Source organism: Planococcus kocurii (assembly GCF_001465835.2).
GTDB lineage: Bacteria > Bacillota > Bacilli > Bacillales_A > Planococcaceae > Planococcus > Planococcus kocurii.
This window is the reverse complement of sequence record NZ_CP013661.2, coordinates 1339494-1356748: the sequence shown is the minus strand read 5'-3', so window position 1 is coordinate 1356748 and position 17255 is coordinate 1339494. Positions and strand designations below refer to the sequence as shown.

The following is a 17255-nucleotide window of genomic DNA, read 5'->3' as shown; positions in this document are numbered from 1 at the left end:
AAATTAAGCTTTTTGAACGTTAGTAGCTTGAAGACCGCGTTGGCCTTGCTCGATATCAAACGTTACTTCTTGACCTTCGTCAAGTGATTTAAAGCCTTCGCTTTGGATTGCAGAGAAATGTACGAATACATCGTCGCCGCCTTCGCGTTCGATGAAGCCAAATCCTTTTTCTGAGTTAAACCATTTTACTTTACCTTGTTCCATGTGTATTTCCTCCTCGTATGCGTGAGCATACATTGTATTACTATCCTTGCTCAAATCTTGCAGATGAACATCTGACACTTCGTAAAAAGTTATCCGAACAAAAATAATTCTTCCTTAGAATAACACGGGGTTACATATATTGCAAGTGATTATGAAATATTCTTTTTGCTACAGTCTAGATTCCTTGTGTATGATAATGAAAAGCCAAAGAAAAAAGTAGTGAGGAGGGTGCAGTATGGAGAGAATTATAGTGCTCGGTGTTTCATCTGGTGTTGGCAAATCAAGCTTTGCAAGAAGGTTGGCTGAACAATTAGCAATACCCGTCTATCACTTAGATACGTATTTTTGGAAGCCGGGGTGGGTGGAAAGCAGTCATGAAGAATTTAGTGAAAATCAAAAGAACTTAGTTGACCAGCAATGCTGGATTATTGAAGGCAACTACTCGACCACCTATGACATTCGTCGGAAACGAGCAGATACAATCATCTATTTGGAGCGTCCTCTTGCTGTTTGTCTGTATCGTGTAGTTAAGCGAAGAATCATGTACCACGGAAAAAATCGCCCGGATATGGCAAGTGGCTGTCCAGAAAAACTAGATAGAGGATTTTTTACGTTTATTATTTCTACGTATCGTGCGAGAAAAGTAAAAATGAGAAAACGGCTAGCACAGTTTATAGAAGAAAGTCCTCAGAACAGCGTCTTTTTTTTGCGCAATCAACAAGATATTGACGAATTTTTAAAAGAGAAAGCCACAACGTCTATTTCAGATTTCTAGAAAAATTTTCTGCTCAATGGGTTAATAAGAAAATGTGCAGACGTTAACAGGTGGAAGTGGTATTCTAAAGCTATCTAAATAGATGGAGGGGAATGGCTAATGAAGTTGCTGCATGAAGGCACAATAACAAACCAAGTGCTTCATAAAAAACTTCCTTTTTCAATGAAGCGCCTATACTTGGAAGATTTACCTGTGATCGAACAGGTTCAAGCAAAAGTAATGGAATCGCTTTCCGAAAAGGCTACGCTACAAGCTTTAACTACCGAAGAGTTCTTGTTTATCCTCAATCAGAAAGGTTTGCTGATAGGGGCATTTGTCGAGAATGAGTTGATTGGTTTTAGGGCATTACTAATTCCAGAAATTGACGAAGAGCATTTGGGATGGGATATTGGTCTATCACCAGAGGAGTTGCCGAAAGTGATTTACCAAGAAATTTCTGTGGTGCTGCCCGAATACCGCGGTAACCGCTTGCAGCAAAAATTGGCCGAAGTTATCATGAAAGAATTGCCTAATCTTGAAGATGAGTTTCGCTATATTTGCTGTACGGTTGCGCCAATGAATATTCCAAGTTTGAAAGACAAGTTTACACAGGTAATGTATATAGCTGCCTTAAAAGAAAAGTATGCAGGATTGGTTCGCTATATCCTGGTGAAAGATTTAGAAAACCCAGTCGCTCACTATACCAGCCATGTCACGGTAAAGTTAGATGATCTGAAAAAGCAACAACAATTGCTTGACGAAGGATACGTAGGCATTGATTTTCAGCTAGTGCACGGCTTCTATGAACTTCAGTTTGCAAAACCCGTTCTGTAAAAAGAACGGGTTTTTTTGTGTATTTCAAATGATTCTGAAACTTCTTCCTGTATTATTCGTACTACTAAGTAATGTGGAAATCATTTTACTTGAATGGGAGGTTTTGGAATGGAGGTTTTTGGTTTTCCGATGGAACAACTCTATATGTACATTCTGCTTGCAGCCGGTGCATTAACTGTTTTATGTGTCTTTTTTGGCGAAGTCGCCCAATTTGGAGAAGGATTTCCGGTGTTTAATCCAATTGTGATTCTTGCATTTGTGACGATGGGCTCCGCAATCGGCTTTTTGTTAGAAACGGCGACCACATTTGACGAATGGTCAGTATTAGGAATTGCTGTAGTAGCGGCAGTGTTATTAGATCTTTTACTTTATTTTTTTATTTTATTGCCATTGTCTTCTGCCGAATCATCTATTGCTTATTCAGAAGATTCGTTACCTGGTCAAGTGGCCAATGTCATCACTCCAATTCCTGTCGATGGTTACGGCGAAGTAGTCCTAGAAACCTACGCGGGAATGATTTCAAAGCGTGCAGCGGGCTATGACAATGAAGCCATTGGTCAAGACGAGAAAGTACTGATTGTTGAAGTAAATGACGGCACTTTATACGTTCGAGCTTACGTGCCAGTAAATTTTGGAAAGAAAACAAAAATGGCTAGGGGGATTTGAAATGGAGATGGGCTTGATTGCATTGGGAGTTGCTGGCTTTGTTTTATTGGCGATTGTCGGGGTTTATATTACTAAATACAAGACTGTAGGGCCGGATGAAGCGCTGATTGTGACAGGTAGTTATTTGGGGTCGAAGAATGTGCATACCGACGATTCAGGAAATCGAATCAAGATTATACGCGGAGGAGGTACGTTCCTGTTACCGGTATTCCAGCAAGCGGCTCCTTTGAGCTTATTGTCTAGCAAGTTGGAAGTAACAACACCTGAAGTTTATACAGAGCAAGGCGTGCCGGTTATGGCGGATGGAACTGCAATCATTAAAATCGGCGGCTCTATCTCAGAAATAGCAACAGCTGCTGAGCAATTCCTTGGAAAATCAAAAGAAGACCGAGAAAACGAAGCAAAAGAAGTGCTAGAAGGTCATTTACGTTCGATACTTGGTTCAATGACAGTTGAAGAGATTTATAAAAACCGCGATAAGTTTTCACAAGAAGTGCAGCGTGTCGCGTCGCATGACTTAGCAAAAATGGGCCTTATTATCGTTTCGTTTACAATCAAAGACGTTCGAGATAAAAACGGTTATTTGGATTCGTTGGGGAAAGCACGAATCGCCCAAGTAAAACGAGATGCCGATATTTCAACAGCAGAGTCTGAAATGCAGACGCGCATTAAACGTGCTGAAGCAGGGAAAGATGCTCAGCGTGCTGAAATTGAACGGGCGACAGAAATTGCTGAAGCAGAAAAAGAAAATTTGCTAAAAGTAGCTGAATATCGACGGGAGCAAGATATTGCAAAAGCTCGTGCCGATCAAGCGTACGAACTTGAAACGGCAAAAGCCAAGCAGGAAGTTGTCGAACAGGAGATGCAAATTCAAATTATCGAACGACAAAAACAGATTGAATTAGAAGAAAAAGAAATTCAGCGTCGTGAACGACAATACGATTCTGAAGTAAAGAAAAAAGCAGATGCGGACCGCTATTCGGTTGAACAAGCGGCAGAAGCAGAAAAGTCTAAGCAATTGGCAGATGCAGACGCCCAGAAATACCGCGTGGAAGCAATGGCAAAAGCCGATGCAGAGAAAATTCGCTTAGATGGCCAAGCGCGAGCAGATTCCCAGCGCGCGCAAGGAGAATCAGAAGCGGACATCATCCGTTTACGTGGTTTAGCAGAAGCTGAAGCGAAACGGAAAATTGCTGAAGCTTTTGAAATGTATGGCCAGGCAGCGACACTAGATATGATTGTCAAAATGTTACCGGAATATGCCCGAGAAATCGCTAGCCCACTCGCCAATATTGATAAGATTACGGTTGTGGATACGGGTAGCGGTGAAGGTGGCGGTGCCAATAAAGTAACTTCGTATGCAACCAACTTAATGTCCACATTGCAAGAAACGCTAAAAGAATCTTCCGGAATTGATGTGCGAGAAATGTTGGAGAACTTAACAGGGAAATCGGAGTATGCACAAACAATTGAACAGCTACGGTATGAACTGGCTGAAAAAGAGCAACCTGCAAAGAAAATAGAAGTGTAAAAAGTAGAAAAACCTTTACTCGAATTGTTTTGAGTAAAGGCTTTTTTGATTTCTGTGAAATGATAGAAAATAACTTCATTTCAGAAAAGTTAAATTAAAACTGTTTGCGATGCAAGACGGAAATGATAGAATAATGATACATATCCCTGTGAAACCATAGGTATTTGACTTGAATTTTCCTTGAGGAGCCTTTTAATGGATATACAACTTTGCACGATTCCTTCTTTTCCGATCCTTATGCAATTTGGACCTGAAAAATCAACAATCAGCTCGATTGAGTACAATTCCACATTAGTTACTCCAGGTTGTGCTTTCTTTTGCGTGCTTGGCGAACACACAGATGGACATTTATATATCAACGAGGCCATTGCTGGAGGAGCCACAACAATTATAGGATCCGATAAACTGTTACTAACTGAACATGCAAAAAAACAACCCAATCTATCTTTCGCGGTAGTTGCGGACGTTCGGCTGGCACTTGCCTATATGTCTGATTTTTTTTATCACTCGCCTCAAGAAGATTTAATCAAGGTTGCTGTTACGGGAACTAATGGTAAAACAACTACAGCTACTTATGTCTACGATTTGTTCAATCTTCTTGGCATTTCCTGTGGATTTATCGGGACGACCGGAATTTTAAGAACGGATGGCAAGATTCCTTTTTTTAAAAGCACTCCCACGACGCCAATTTCTTCTGATCTCCATAAAATTTTTGCGCGTTTTGTATTGGAAAAAGATCGTGCAGTAGCAATGGAAGTCACTTCTATTGCATTAGATCAAAAACGCGTCGAAGGGATTCGTTTTGATGTAGCGATTCATACCAACATTTCGGAAGAGCATTTGGAATATCATAAGACATTTGATCATTACCTTCAATCCAAATTAATGTTGTTTAAACAGTCTAAAGCGGCTGTAATCAACATGGATGACGAAGGCATGGCTAAAGAGATTTTGGAGGTTGTTCACTATCCTCATTTAACATACAGCAACCAAATGGATTCTAGTGCCGATTTGATTTGGACGGCTTGTGAATCTTCAGACACGGGCTTGAAATTTGATTTATATTACGAAGAGGAGTGTTGGCCAATTCACGTACCTCTTTTCGGCGAATACAATGCGGCCAATTTAACGGCGGCGATTGGTGCGGCTCTTTTATCGGGCGTCCGTATAGAAGAGATTTTGGCGGTTTTGCCGAAGATGTCTCAAGTGGAAGGGCGCTTTCAAGTAATCCAAGGTCCTGAAAATCGGAAAATCATCTTGGATTATGCCCATACACCTGTCGCCTTGTCGGCCGTCTTGCAAGAAGTTAAGAAATTATCGCATAATCGACTGATTGCACTTATCGCAGGTATTGGTATACGGGATTTTTCGAAAATGCCGAAGATGGCCAAAGCAGCTGAAGGCAAAGCGGATGTTCTTGTGGTAACTGTGGATCATCCTGGTTCTCATGAGCCCAGCTTAGTAATTGATGCGGTGTTAAAAGGCTTTACAGTGCCTTACAAGCAACGCGTAGTGACAGCGGAGTCGAGGCGTGAGGCGGTTCTAGCAGCTCTTCAAGAAAGTGGACCGGATGATTTAGTACTGCTATCCAGTGGCTCAATCAACGGAGCGCAAATCGTGAAAGGAAAATATATTCCGCATTCTGATGAAGCAATTATAGAAGAATTTTTCAGTAGCAAAACCAGCGACTTTTAACTCGAAAGGTCGCTTTTTGGCGGCCAAATGTGGTTATAATAGAAGAGAAGAAGTCATAGACAACAGAATTGGAGTGAATGGAATGCAATATCGTACAGAAAAAGATACCATTGGTGAAATTCAAGTTGAAGCAGATAAAATGTGGGGCGCGCAAACGCAGCGCAGTGTACAAAACTTTGCAATCGGTACAGAGCGTATGCCGCATGAAGTGGTTATGGCTTTTGCCCAGTTGAAAAAAGCAACAGCTAAAGCAAACCATAAACTTGGGAAATTGTCAGAAGCTAAGATGAAAGCTGTTGAACTTGCTGCAAACGAAGTCATTGAAGGCAAGTGGAACGAGCATTTCCCATTAGTGGTATGGCAGACAGGCAGCGGTACGCAGTCGAATATGAACATGAACGAAGTTCTTGCTCGTCGCGGAAATGAAATTTTAGCAGAACAAAATTCAGCTGAAAAACTTCATCCCAATGATGATGTGAACATGTCTCAAAGCTCTAACGATACGTATCCAACGGCTATGCACGTTGCAGGCGTTTTAGCTGTAACAGAAAACCTTGTACCTGCTGTTCAAAAGCTGAAAGCAACATTGGATGAAAAGGCGAAGAAGTTTGACGAAGTGATCAAAATCGGGCGCACTCATTTACAGGATGCAACACCACTAACGCTTGGACAAGAAATCAGCGGTTGGAGACATATGCTTGAGAAAAGCGAACGCATGATTCGTGAAAGCGTTGAGTATATGCGCGAATTGGCAATCGGAGGAACTGCAGTAGGGACAGGCATTAACGCTGATCCAACATTTGGCCCTTCAGTTGCTGAATTCATTAGCGAAGCAGTAGGTACTAACTTTACTTCTGCAGAAAACAAATTCCATGCATTAACAAGCCATGACGAAATGGTTTACACGCACGGGGCGATTAAAGCATTAGCTGCAGACGCAATGAAAATTGCCAACGACGTACGTTGGTTGGCAAGCGGTCCACGTAGCGGAATCGGCGAAATCACGATTCCTGCAAACGAGCCGGGTAGCTCGATTATGCCAGGTAAAGTAAACCCAACACAAAGTGAAGCATTAACGATGGTTGCAGCTCAAGTCATGGGTAATGATGCAACCATCGGCTTTTCGGCAAGTCAAGGGAACTTTGAATTGAATGTTTTCAAGCCAGTTATCGCTTACAACTTCTTGCAGTCTGTGCGTCTTCTAACGGACAGCTTGATCAGCTTTAATGATCATTGTGCAGTAGGCATCGAAGCTAATTTGGATGTTATCCAAAACCACGTCAGCAATTCATTAATGTTGGTGACAGCATTGAACCCGCATATCGGTTATGAAAATGCAGCTGCCATTGCTAAACAAGCACATAAAGAAGGTACGACATTAAAAGAATCTGCCGTAAACAGTGGACATTTGACTGCTGATCAGTTTGACGAATGGGTAAAACCAGAGAACATGGTAGGAAAATAACAAGATGAAAAGCGGCTGGGAAAATCCCAGCCGCTTTTTTTGTTGCTTTTAGTTATTTACTATTTTTATACTGCATGTAAACGACTTGTGTGACTAGGAAATCTTCCATGCCATGTTTGCCGTCTGCTCCGCCAAGTCCAGATTTACGCATACCGGCGTGATAGCCTTGGATTGCTTCAAAATTTTCGCGGTTTACATAGGTTTCACCGAACTTCAGTTCATTGATAACTTGCATAGCTTCGTTTATATCGTCTGTGTAGATGGAAGAAGACAAGCCGAATTCTGTATCGTTGGCTTTTTCAATCGCTTCTTCTAAGGTGCTGTAAGTGGTGATTGGCAACACTGGACCAAAAATTTCATCTCGGATAATAGCTGAATCGTGTTCAACATTTGTCAAGATGGTAGGTTTGTAGAAAAAGCCAGAGCGGCTACTGTCACGTGCTCCGCCAATTGCCACAGTGGCGCCTTCTGTTACTGCTTGTTTGACCATGTCGTCTACGGTGTCGAGACGCTCCTGGCTGACAAGTGGTCCCATGTCAGCTTCTTTGTTCTGGCGCGGGTCCCCCATAACTTTCGATTCGAACACTGAAATAATTTTGTTTGTGAATTCATCTGCAACACTGTCATGCACATAAACACGTTCAGCGTTTGTGCAGGCTTGTCCATTATTGGCTAAACGAGAAGTGGCGATCGCTTCAGCTGCCAAGTCGAGATCTGCGTTTTGAGTGACGATTGCTGGTGCCTTACCGCCTAATTCCAAATTGACTTTTGTGATATTTTTGGCAGCTGCCTCCATTACTTTGGTGCCTGCTGGAACACTACCGGTTAAGGTAACCAGTTGCACTTTTTCGTGTGACGCCAAGGCGTTGCCGATTTCAGAGCCAGTTCCGGTTACAACATTGTAGACACCTGCTGGAACCTCATCCATCGCATGGATGATTTTTGTGAATTCCATGGCAGTGTTTGGTGTTTGTTGGCTGGGTTTGATAACAATTGTACAGCCGGTTACAAGCGCTGTTGCTACTTTTCTGGCAAGTATGAAGACTGGGAAATTCCAAGGAATAATGCCAGCTACAACACCAATTGGTTTTTTATAGATAAAAATGTTTTCATTTGGACGATCGCTTGGTAGAATCTCTCCTTCGATGCGTCGTGCCCATTCAGACATATAGTGGAAATAATCAATGGCGAGATCAACTTCGCCGCTGGCCAATTCATAGCTTTTTCCTTGTTCTTCCTGCAATAAATCGATAAATGTATCACGTTTTTCAGCAATTTTGTCGCCAAGCTTGCGAACGATTTTGCCGCGCTCGATGTTAGGCGTGAGTTCCCATGCTTTTTGTGCTTGAAAAGCGGCTTCTACTGCACGATCCACGTCTTCTTTAGTTCCTTTAGGGGTTTGCGAAATGATTTCTTCGGTCGAAGGATTAATGATATCGATCCACTCGGTTCCTGTAGATTCTTTGTACTCCCCATTTATATACATTTTATGCTGTTGCATGTGTATGCCTCCTTTGTCTCTGCTTAAAGTTTTCCCTGTGCTTTACTGTGCTAAACAGAAAGAGCGATGTCTAATGATAAATTGCCGAGATGAAGACGATCTTTTCCTTGCGTATTACTCATTTTTTTATTATTTTAGAACTTCAAAAGACTCTATGCGGAAGGGTTTTAACCAAACTGTGGCGAATTAGTTACACTAACAAAGAATTACAAAGAAGAGGTGCGTTATGCAAAAATCATTTATTATGTCATGGAGTGGCGGAAAAGATTCCGCACTTGCCTATTATCGCGCAGTGCTAGAGGGGCATATGCCCCTCGCATTATTTACTATGTTCGAAGAAGATGGTACCAAATCACGATCACATGGCCTGCCGATTGAAGTGATGGAAGCACAAGCTGAACGTATGGGCTTGCCGTTGGTCATTGGAAAAGCTAGTTGGTCTGGATATGAAAAAGAATTTATCGAACACTTAAAAAAGTTCAAAGCACAAGGTATCAATATGGGGGTCTATGGCGATATTGATTTGCAAGATCATTTAGAGTGGGTGCAAAAAGTTAGCACCGAAGCACAAATCGGTGTTCATCATCCACTATGGCAAGAGCCGCGAAAAAACCTGTTGAAAGAATTGGTGGATGAAGGGTTTCGGGCTGTTATTACAGTTGTAGATACGACACGGCTGGATGAACGCTTTTTAGGACGTGAATTTACACATGAGTTAATTGATGAACTAGAAGCTGCGGGGATTGATGCCTGCGGAGAAGAAGGAGAATTCCATACGATGATTGTGGATGGCCCAATCTTTGTAGAACCGATTCCTGTTCAGTTTGGTGATAAGGTGAAAGTTGGTAATTATGGGATACTAGAAGTGAAACTTCATTCAGAGGAGTGATTGTGGATGATTCAAATTACAGGGATGGAAGAAAAGCATATTCGCCAAATGTCTACGCTGTTGTCAAAACGGCATGAACAAGAACGTAAAATCTTTAATTTTCTACCTGAACGATTTGAAGAAATCGATGATGCAGAAACAGTCCTGCGAAAGCTATTAGAACGGCCATTTATCAATGGCATTGTTGCAGTGAGGGGAATTGACGTTATTGGCTACTTGCTTTATGAATTTAAAGAAGATGCTAAAAATGGACGTTTCGTCTGGATGGATTATGAATCTATCGCAATTAGTGGACATGAACATCCCCGGTTGTTGAGGCTATTATATGCAAACGCAGGAGCTGAATGGATAAAGAACGGTTATTTCCATCATATGTTGTTAGCGCCTCTTGGCAACGAGCTGGTCATTGATCAATGGCTAGACCAATCGTTTAGCTTTGATCAAAAATATGGAGTTCTGTCACTTGATGATTTCAAACCGAAAACTGGCTCTATTCCCAAGCTAGAGTTTCGAAAAGGGGATCGAGAAGACTCGCCGCTACTAAAGAAAATGGCTATGTGGAATAGCATTCACCAAGCAACTGCTCCTTCTTGGTTACCCATCACACGAGAAACATTGGAAGATGTTAAGGAAAACTATGAAGCTTTGACGGAAAATGAAGATGCCTATTTATGGATGGCCGAGCAAGGCAATCGAATCGCTGGATTCCATGTGTATTTCAGGAAAGAAGAGCCGATGAGTTTAGTGACACCTGAGAACTGTGCAGAACTTCCTGCTGCCTCGACAAATCCGGATCTTCGTGGACGAGGGGTCGGAAAAGCATTAGCCAATCATTGTTTCAGTGAAATGAAAAAGCAAGGATTTGACTATCTTGTTGCGGACTGGAACACCGCAAATCAACTGGCTTCTTATTTCTGGCCGCGAATGGGCTTTCAACCAATCGTGGTGAGGATGACGAGAAAGATTGATCCCCGTATTGCTTGGGCACACGGGGAGCTATAGAAAAAGAGTTAAAAAGCCGGTGACTCTCTATCTCGAGAGTCACCGGCTTTTTGATTTGTGTGTTTTTAAATTGATTTTTATTCATTGTTTACAGGGTTTTCTGAAGTTCCCTTGTTTACTCCATTTTATCTTCTGGCCGCCACCCTTGTTGCAATTCGCGAATCGACAAGCCGAAAGTTATTTCGAGGTGAGGGTAGTCTTTAAAGCGCTGCCAGTCGCCTCCCCAGTCAAAGCCTAGCTCTTTTCCGATAGCGGCAACTTCAAACCAATCACTTTCCCCGTTGCCATTGCCATCACGTGTCGTGTCCCACACAACTGAACCATCATCAAGGCGTAATGCGTAATCGATAGCTAATCCATAGTTGTGATAGGATTCTCCAGCTTGTGCATGGGTAACGACAGAACCAGGGGTATTGCGACCTTGACTGTGCAATCCATCCTGTTCTTCGGGCGAACGGTAACCGTCTGTAATTAAAATGTCAATCCCAATTTCAGCAGCTTGATTGACCAATAAATCCCGCTTTTCTTCGACGATAGGATGCAGTCCAGAAGGCAAAGAACGTTCTTTTAATTGTTCTCGAAAGGTTAATTCGTTTTCGAGCCATATAAATAAAAAACTACCAAGAATTAATAAGAAAAAAATCGAGAAAGCAGTTTTTGTGTGTTTCAAATCTTTCACCTCTATCCATTCTATTGTAGCAAAATCACGAAAACAGTAACACGACAAAGAATTTGGTACGATAAGAGAAACAGTTAGAGAGGGGAGCTAATTAATGGTTATCGAATTAATGAAAGCACATGCATCTGTTCGGGACTATAAAGAAAAGCAATTATCACGGGAGGAAGTTAGCGAACTGGTTGAAGCTGCACAATATGCAGCTACTTCCCATTTCGTCCAAGCTTACTCGATTGTTTGGGTAACAGATCCTGAGAAACGTAAAAAGCTAGGCGAGTTATCTAAAAATGCTAAGCAAATGGAAGGTGCAGGAGCTGTTTTCTTAATGTGTGCCGATTATAACCGCTTGCAACATGCCGGGAAATTGCATCAACAAGAAATCGTCTTTGATCGTGCTGAAAATATGATTGTGGCTGTAACCGATGTTGGGTTACTCGCGCAAAATCTTGTACTCGCAGCCGAGTCAAAAGGCTATGGTATTTGTTATATTGGTGGTGTCCGCAACAATATGGAAGCAATTAGCGAGTTGATCGGTTTACCAGAAGGCGTCTTCCCAGTTTACGGTTTGACGATTGGTGTTCCGAACGAAGCGAATGGTGTAAAGCCACGTTTGCCAGTTCATGCTATTTTGCATGAAAATAACTACGATGAAGCAAAATACGAAACCCTCCTGCCAGAATACGACAGCACAATTCAAGCCTATTACGCCAGCCGCGATTCAAATCAAAAGAGCGCGACGTGGACAAAGCAGATGGCTGATTTTCTAGGTAAGCCACATCGCCAAGATTTAAAAGAAGTATTGGCGAAAAAAGGCTATCATTTTAAATAAAAATTAGACTGATATTGAAGTTAACTACTAGGAGGAAAAGCTATGAAGCTAGCGATATTCGGAGCGACAGGCCGCGTTGGAGGCGAAATTCTCAAGCGAGCTCTCGCTGATGGTCATCACGTGAAAGCTTTGGTTCGTTCAGAAAAATTAGAAACCCATCCGAATCTGGAAATTATTCTAGGGGATATACGAAACGCAGAAGATATTGAAAAAACAATCGCAGAAACTACAGTAGTTTTCAGCGCTGTGGGTACAGATCGAACGACAACTTTGTCTGAAGCGGCACCTTTGATTGTAAAATCTATGGAAAGCCATCACATCAAACGAGTGATAACAATTGGTACAGCTGGAATTTTAGATAGCCGACTGAGCCCTGGACTGCTTCGTTACGAGGGCGGAGATTCTAAGCGCAAGCTGACTTTTGCTGCTGAAGAGCATGAAGCGGTTTATCGCTTATTCGAAAAGACTGAGCTTGAGTGGACGATTGTTTGTCCTACATACTTACCAGATGGTGAGGTACGCGGGAATTACCGGGCAGAAAAGGATCTGCTGCCCGAAGAAGGCAAAGAAATTACAGTTGGCGATACGGCAGAATTTGCTTATCATCAGCTTGAATCAACAGAATTTGTTCAGCGACGTGTAGGCTTGGCTTATTAATAGACTCAGATAGAAGGTGTTCCGATGAAAAAGTGGTTGTTGCGTAGTGCAGTAGCAGTCTTTGTGCTATTGGTGATTGCAGTTGCAGGTTTTGTTGTTTACGCTCAGTTCGATTATGGACCTAGTGAAATCTTAACTGAAAAAGTAGATTTGTCTGCACTTGAAAGTGACGCAGAAGGACTAATTTTTCAGCCAGCAACGCCGAATGGTAAAGGCGTGATTCTCTATCAAGGGGCTAAAGTTGAAAAGGAAGCTTATGCCTATCTTGGCCAATCCTTAAGTGAACAAGGCTTTGTCGTGTCGATTCCTCAACTGCCCTTGAATTTTGGGATTCTTGGTTCTGGAACAGCACATGACATCATCGAAGAGCATTCGGAAGTCGAAGAATGGTTTCTTGGAGGACATTCTCTAGGTGGCGTAGCTGCTTCTTTTTATGCAGAAGACCCATCAGCGAAACTTTCCGGACTTTATTTTCTGGGTGCTTATCCAGCGGGTGATTTTTCGGACAGCAGTTTGCCGATGTTGTCGATTTATGCGGAACGCGATGGTTTATCTACGGTTACTGATATTGAAGAAAGTCGTAAGCTGTTCTCTGACGACAGTGTCTTTGTGGAAATCAAAGGTGGCAACCACGCACAATTTGGTTTATACGGAGAGCAAAAAGGTGACAATGCAGCCAAAATACCTGCGATTGAACAACAAGACCAAGTAGTAAAAGCGTTAACAGAGTGGATAAACAAAAATTCTCCTTAATCGACAAAAAAACGGTAGCTGCCATTCAGCTACCGTTTTTTTGCTTGTCATAGTTTAAAAATAAAGAACGCCAAGAAGATAGCGACAATCACCAGCGTATTAACAGTGAAGGCTGCACGTTTACTAACAGGTTGATCAAGCGATGGGAAGCGTTCAACAAATCGCATAGCACCGTAGATAAGAGCGACTAAGATGAGCAATGTCACAACCAAATTCATGTCATAAATCTGGACATCGATAAATCGGATCAATACGACCGAAAAAGCTAAAATGATGCCGTTTACCAAGTTTTTTTGTTTCATAGATACTCCTTTAATTCGTTTTCTAAAAATGGTTTAGCCGATAACAGGCTAGTGAATTGGCGGTAGCGATCAAATTGACCAGCAACGGGTTTTTTACCGGTTTTATAAGCACGAATCAAGATATTCTTAGGGGTATGCTCCATATCAATAAATTCCATTAATTGCGTTTCGTACCCAACAAGAGATAGCAATTCAGCTCGAATAGCATCTGTCGCCAAAGCACTGAAGCGCTCTTTAATCAAGCCGTGTTGCAGCATGATGCCGAGTTCAGGTGCACCGATTTGGCTATTTAATTCGTGTTGGCAACACGGAACACTTAAAATCACTTTGGCATCCCATTTAACAGCACGCGCTAAAGCCATGTCGGTTGCCACGTCACAAGCGTGTAACGTAACGACCATATCCACTGCCGTTTCATCATTGTAATCGTTAATGTCACCGACTAGAAACTCAAGTTGTTCATAGCGAAGATCTGCCGCAATTTGCTGACATTCTTCGATGACTTCTTTTTTCAAATCAAGTCCGGTAACGCGAAGGTCTAACCCTTTTTCAATACGCAAATAATGATATAACGCAAAGGTTAAATACGATTTTCCAGAACCAAAGTCGAGGATGCGAACAGTGCGGTCTTGTGGCAAGTAAGCGAGCGTATCATCAATAAATTCGATAAAGCGATTGATTTGCCGGAATTTATCGTATTTCTGCTTTTTAACTTTGCCATCTGGACTTTGCACACCCAGGCGTACGAGAAACGGATAGACAATGCCGTCTTCTAATAAATACTGCTTTTTGCGATTATGGGATAGCTCAGCTTTCTTTTCGCCGGTTTGTTGGGCTTTCCAGTTGACTTTGAACTTCTTAGAAAGCTGGATTTGTACTTGCTCATCTGTAAATTGGAACAGCGCCTGACGAAAGTCAGTAAAAAGAAAAGCCAATTTCTCAGCAGCTTTTTCTACTGGTAGATTTTCATGCTTTAAGACGTGTTCGTGCTGAAATTCAAATTGAATCAAGTATTCCTTTTTTATTTCAACGGGTTTTAGTTTAATGCGCTTAATATCGTTTGATTTTAGTCTAGGTTGGCTAATCGTTGCTGAAACCAGTTGTTGCTGTAACAGACGTTCAGTGAGTTGGTCTTGCATGGTTTGTAATTCCATAATGAGTCCCTTCCGTTGCATGTAATAGGTTTAGTTTATCATGCAGCGTATAAAAAGGGCGAACTGTCCGTTTTAGTTTAAGGCGCAGGCCCCTTCTGTTATTTCGGAATTTTGTGATAATATAGAGTAGACTGAAAACGTTTTCAATTAGGAGGATGGAAAATGGTTGTTTTACAAAAAACGGTTGGTCAAATAGTTAAAGAACAAGCCGCACGAAATCCGGAAACTGAGGCGTATGTTTATCCAGAGCATGGAATCCGAAAAACTTACAAAGAGTTTGATGAAGAAACAGATCTTCTTGCAAAGGCATTTATCGGGATTGGCATTGAAAAAGGAGAGCACGTTGCCATTTGGTCAGACAATAAACGTGAATGGCTTTTAAGCCAATTTGCTACCGGCAAAATGGGCGGTGTTTTAGTGACGGTTAATACGAGCTATCAGTCGAGTGAGCTTGAATATTTATTAGAGCAGTCGGACGCAACAACTTTAATAGTGGGCGAAGAATTTAAAGGAACGAGTTATATAGATATATTAAACAAGATTTGCCCGGAGTTGAAAACAGCTGATAAAGGACACATCACAAACGCTAAGTTGCCTCATTTTAAACGAGTTATTGTCATGAGCAATAACAAGTATCCGGGAATTTACACGTGGCAAGAGTTTGAGGCTTTTGCTAAAAAAGTTAGCGACTCGGAACTTGAAGAGCGCTTCCACTCGATGGACCCTGATGACGTTATTAATATTCAATACACATCCGGCACGACCGGATTTCCGAAAGGAGTCATGCTGACACATCTCAATGTTGTCAATAATGGCAAGTTAGTGGGCGATACGATGAGTCTTACGGAAAACGATCGGCTATGTATTCCAGTGCCATTTTTCCACTGCTTTGGCTGTGTTCTTGGGACAATGGCGGCAGTGACCCATTCTACGACGATGGTCATTGCAGAGCAGTTTGATGCCAAACGCGTGCTGCAGATGGTGCAAGATGAGAAATGTACGGGGCTTCACGGAGTGCCCACGATGTTTATCGCAGAATTAAATCATCCTGAGTTCTCATCATTCGATACTTCTACACTGCGGACAGGTATTATGGCAGGATCCTCTTGTCCGATTGAAGTGATGAAGAAAGTGATCACGGATATGGGAGCGTCTGAAATTACCATTGCTTACGGACAAACAGAGTCATCTCCAGTAATTACGCAAACACGGGCGGATGATGATATTGAAAAAAGAGTATCAACAGTCGGTAAGCCACATACCGGAGTAGAAGTGAAAATTATTGATCCAGCGACTGGAGAAGGAGTCGTGACAGGCATGCCTGGAGAACTTTGTACGAGGGGCTATCATGTTATGAAAGGCTATTATAATAATGAAGAAGCAACAAAAGTGGCCATTGATCGAGAAGGCTGGCTTCACACCGGGGACATCGCGGTGGAAGATGAAGCTGGTTATATCGCCATCACAGGACGCATTAAAGACATGGTGATTCGTGGAGGTGAAAATATTTATCCGCGTGAAATTGAAGAATTTCTTTATCAGCATCCTGCTATTCAAGATGTTCAAGTGGTTGGTGTGCCAGATCCGAAATACGGAGAAGAATTGATGGCTTGGGTTATCTTGAAAGAAGATGAGCAATTGACTGTGGCAGAACTGAAAACGTACTGCAAGGACAAAATTTCTCATCATAAAATTCCGCGGTACATCGAGTTTACGAAAGAATACCCGATGACAGCTTCAGGAAAAATACAAAAATTTAAGCTGCGTGAATTATCCATTCTAAATAGCCAAAAAGCAGAAGTTTAAAGAGATAGAATCATGTAGATACAAGGCGTCTTTCGAGGCGCTTTTTTGCGTGGGCTACAGAAGAACTACTCATGAATTATCCAGTTAGTTTACACTTCTGCAACTAAGGGGACATAAGTAAAAAGAAGGATTATTTAAGTTAAAATAGTAGTCATAGCTGAGTGAGAGTTTGCTGCTCAGCGTTTGTACAGTAAAAGGAGGGGATGGATGATTTGCTTGAGAATAATGTTTTTATTGCATTGAACGAGCATAAGTTATCAAAGCCTTACCTAGAGGGTGTTTCCAGTGATTACAGCAGAAGAATTAGCCATTTTTAAGTCTGAACTGACCAAACTCACAAATGAATCCCGAAGATGCGTTGATCAATCCTTGAAACTAAAAATACAAGCAGACGTGGCTTGGTTAAAGATGGCCATCGTTGCTGAGGATCCTTGCACGCAAACAATTGAAAACGAGTAACTCGAAACCTGCAGGGAAGGTTGCCTGGAGGTTTTTATCTGCCCAAAAACACTAGATTTGTGAACAGCACTGTAACAA

The 17255-nt window shown here is 42.0% G+C and carries 18 protein-coding genes; 13 read left to right on the top strand and 5 right to left on the bottom strand.

The window, feature by feature from the left end:
• Positions 1-3: 3 nt before the first annotated feature.
• Positions 4-204: a cold-shock protein gene (locus tag AUO94_RS06640; RefSeq protein ID WP_006830093.1), complete on the bottom strand. Its 201-nt coding sequence runs from the start codon at positions 202-204 to the stop codon at positions 4-6.
• Positions 205-439: 235 nt separating this feature from the next.
• Here AUO94_RS06640 and AUO94_RS06635 point away from each other — a divergent pair, with 235 nt between their 5' ends.
• From AUO94_RS06635 to fumC, 6 genes are all read left to right on the top strand, one after another.
• Positions 440-979, top strand: coding sequence for a P-loop NTPase family protein (locus AUO94_RS06635; protein WP_058386480.1), 540 nt, complete (start codon positions 440-442; stop codon positions 977-979).
• Positions 980-1078: 99 nt separating this feature from the next.
• On the top strand, positions 1079-1792 hold the full coding sequence (locus tag AUO94_RS06630; RefSeq protein ID WP_058386479.1) for a hypothetical protein: 714 nt from the start codon (positions 1079-1081) through the stop codon (positions 1790-1792).
• Positions 1793-1900: 108 nt separating this feature from the next.
• Positions 1901-2458 carry an NfeD family membrane protein gene (locus AUO94_RS06625; RefSeq protein WP_058386478.1) on the top strand — a complete coding sequence of 186 codons (558 nt, stop codon included), beginning with the start codon at positions 1901-1903 and terminating at the stop codon, positions 2456-2458.
• Position 2459: 1 nt separating this feature from the next.
• Positions 2460-3989: a flotillin lipid rafts scaffold protein FloT gene (locus tag AUO94_RS06620; RefSeq protein WP_058386477.1), complete on the top strand. Its 1530-nt coding sequence runs from the start codon at positions 2460-2462 to the stop codon at positions 3987-3989.
• A gap of 195 nt (positions 3990-4184) precedes the next feature.
• Positions 4185-5684 carry a UDP-N-acetylmuramoyl-L-alanyl-D-glutamate--2,6-diaminopimelate ligase gene (locus tag AUO94_RS06615; RefSeq protein WP_058386476.1) on the top strand — a complete coding sequence of 500 codons (1500 nt, stop codon included), beginning with the start codon at positions 4185-4187 and terminating at the stop codon, positions 5682-5684.
• 82 nt (positions 5685-5766) lie between these two features.
• Positions 5767-7149: a class II fumarate hydratase gene (fumC, locus tag AUO94_RS06610; protein ID WP_058386475.1), complete on the top strand. Its 1383-nt coding sequence runs from the start codon at positions 5767-5769 to the stop codon at positions 7147-7149.
• Between the two features lie 52 nt (positions 7150-7201).
• Here the strand turns inward: fumC and aldA are convergent, their stop codons facing one another.
• Entirely contained in the window at positions 7202-8650 is a 1449-nt protein-coding gene (aldA, locus tag AUO94_RS06605) for an aldehyde dehydrogenase (protein ID WP_058386474.1), read from the bottom strand.
• A gap of 226 nt (positions 8651-8876) precedes the next feature.
• On the opposite strand from aldA, the gene AUO94_RS06600 reads away from it, so the two are divergent.
• Entirely contained in the window at positions 8877-9539 is a 663-nt protein-coding gene (locus tag AUO94_RS06600) for a Dph6-related ATP pyrophosphatase (protein ID WP_058386473.1), read from the top strand.
• Positions 9540-9545: 6 nt separating this feature from the next.
• On the top strand, positions 9546-10541 hold the full coding sequence (locus tag AUO94_RS06595) for a GNAT family N-acetyltransferase (RefSeq protein WP_058386472.1): 996 nt from the start codon (positions 9546-9548) through the stop codon (positions 10539-10541).
• A gap of 115 nt (positions 10542-10656) precedes the next feature.
• Here the strand turns inward: AUO94_RS06595 and AUO94_RS06590 are convergent, their stop codons facing one another.
• The gene (locus AUO94_RS06590) at positions 10657-11211 is read right to left on the bottom strand and encodes a M15 family metallopeptidase (RefSeq protein ID WP_058386471.1); all 555 of its coding nucleotides are present in this window, start codon (positions 11209-11211) and stop codon (positions 10657-10659) included.
• Between the two features lie 103 nt (positions 11212-11314).
• Between AUO94_RS06590 and AUO94_RS06585 the strand changes: the two genes are divergently transcribed.
• The 3 genes from AUO94_RS06585 to AUO94_RS06575 are packed head-to-tail and all read left to right on the top strand — an operon-like array spanning position 11315 to position 13456.
• Positions 11315-12046 carry an NADPH-dependent oxidoreductase gene (locus tag AUO94_RS06585; protein ID WP_058386470.1) on the top strand — a complete coding sequence of 244 codons (732 nt, stop codon included), beginning with the start codon at positions 11315-11317 and terminating at the stop codon, positions 12044-12046.
• A 42-nt stretch (positions 12047-12088) separates the two neighbouring features.
• Positions 12089-12703 carry an NAD(P)-dependent oxidoreductase gene (locus tag AUO94_RS06580; RefSeq protein WP_058386469.1) on the top strand — a complete coding sequence of 205 codons (615 nt, stop codon included), beginning with the start codon at positions 12089-12091 and terminating at the stop codon, positions 12701-12703.
• Positions 12704-12727: 24 nt separating this feature from the next.
• Positions 12728-13456, top strand: a complete 729-nt coding sequence (locus tag AUO94_RS06575) for an alpha/beta hydrolase (RefSeq protein ID WP_058386468.1) — start codon at positions 12728-12730, stop codon at positions 13454-13456.
• Between the two features lie 47 nt (positions 13457-13503).
• On the opposite strand, the gene AUO94_RS06570 is transcribed toward AUO94_RS06575, so the two are convergent.
• Complete coding sequence (locus AUO94_RS06570) at positions 13504-13758, bottom strand: hypothetical protein (RefSeq protein WP_058386467.1); 255 nt, start codon at positions 13756-13758, stop codon at positions 13504-13506.
• Positions 13755-14912 carry a class I SAM-dependent methyltransferase gene (locus AUO94_RS06565; protein ID WP_058386466.1) on the bottom strand — a complete coding sequence of 386 codons (1158 nt, stop codon included), beginning with the start codon at positions 14910-14912 and terminating at the stop codon, positions 13755-13757. Before AUO94_RS06565 ends, AUO94_RS06570 begins: the two co-directional genes overlap by 4 nt.
• A gap of 162 nt (positions 14913-15074) precedes the next feature.
• Between AUO94_RS06565 and AUO94_RS06560 the strand changes: the two genes are divergently transcribed.
• Positions 15075-16718, top strand: a complete 1644-nt coding sequence (locus AUO94_RS06560) for an AMP-binding protein (protein ID WP_058386465.1) — start codon at positions 15075-15077, stop codon at positions 16716-16718.
• A gap of 285 nt (positions 16719-17003) precedes the next feature.
• On the top strand, positions 17004-17177 hold the full coding sequence (locus AUO94_RS17375; RefSeq protein ID WP_169793165.1) for a hypothetical protein: 174 nt from the start codon (positions 17004-17006) through the stop codon (positions 17175-17177).
• Positions 17178-17255 lie beyond the last annotated feature (78 nt).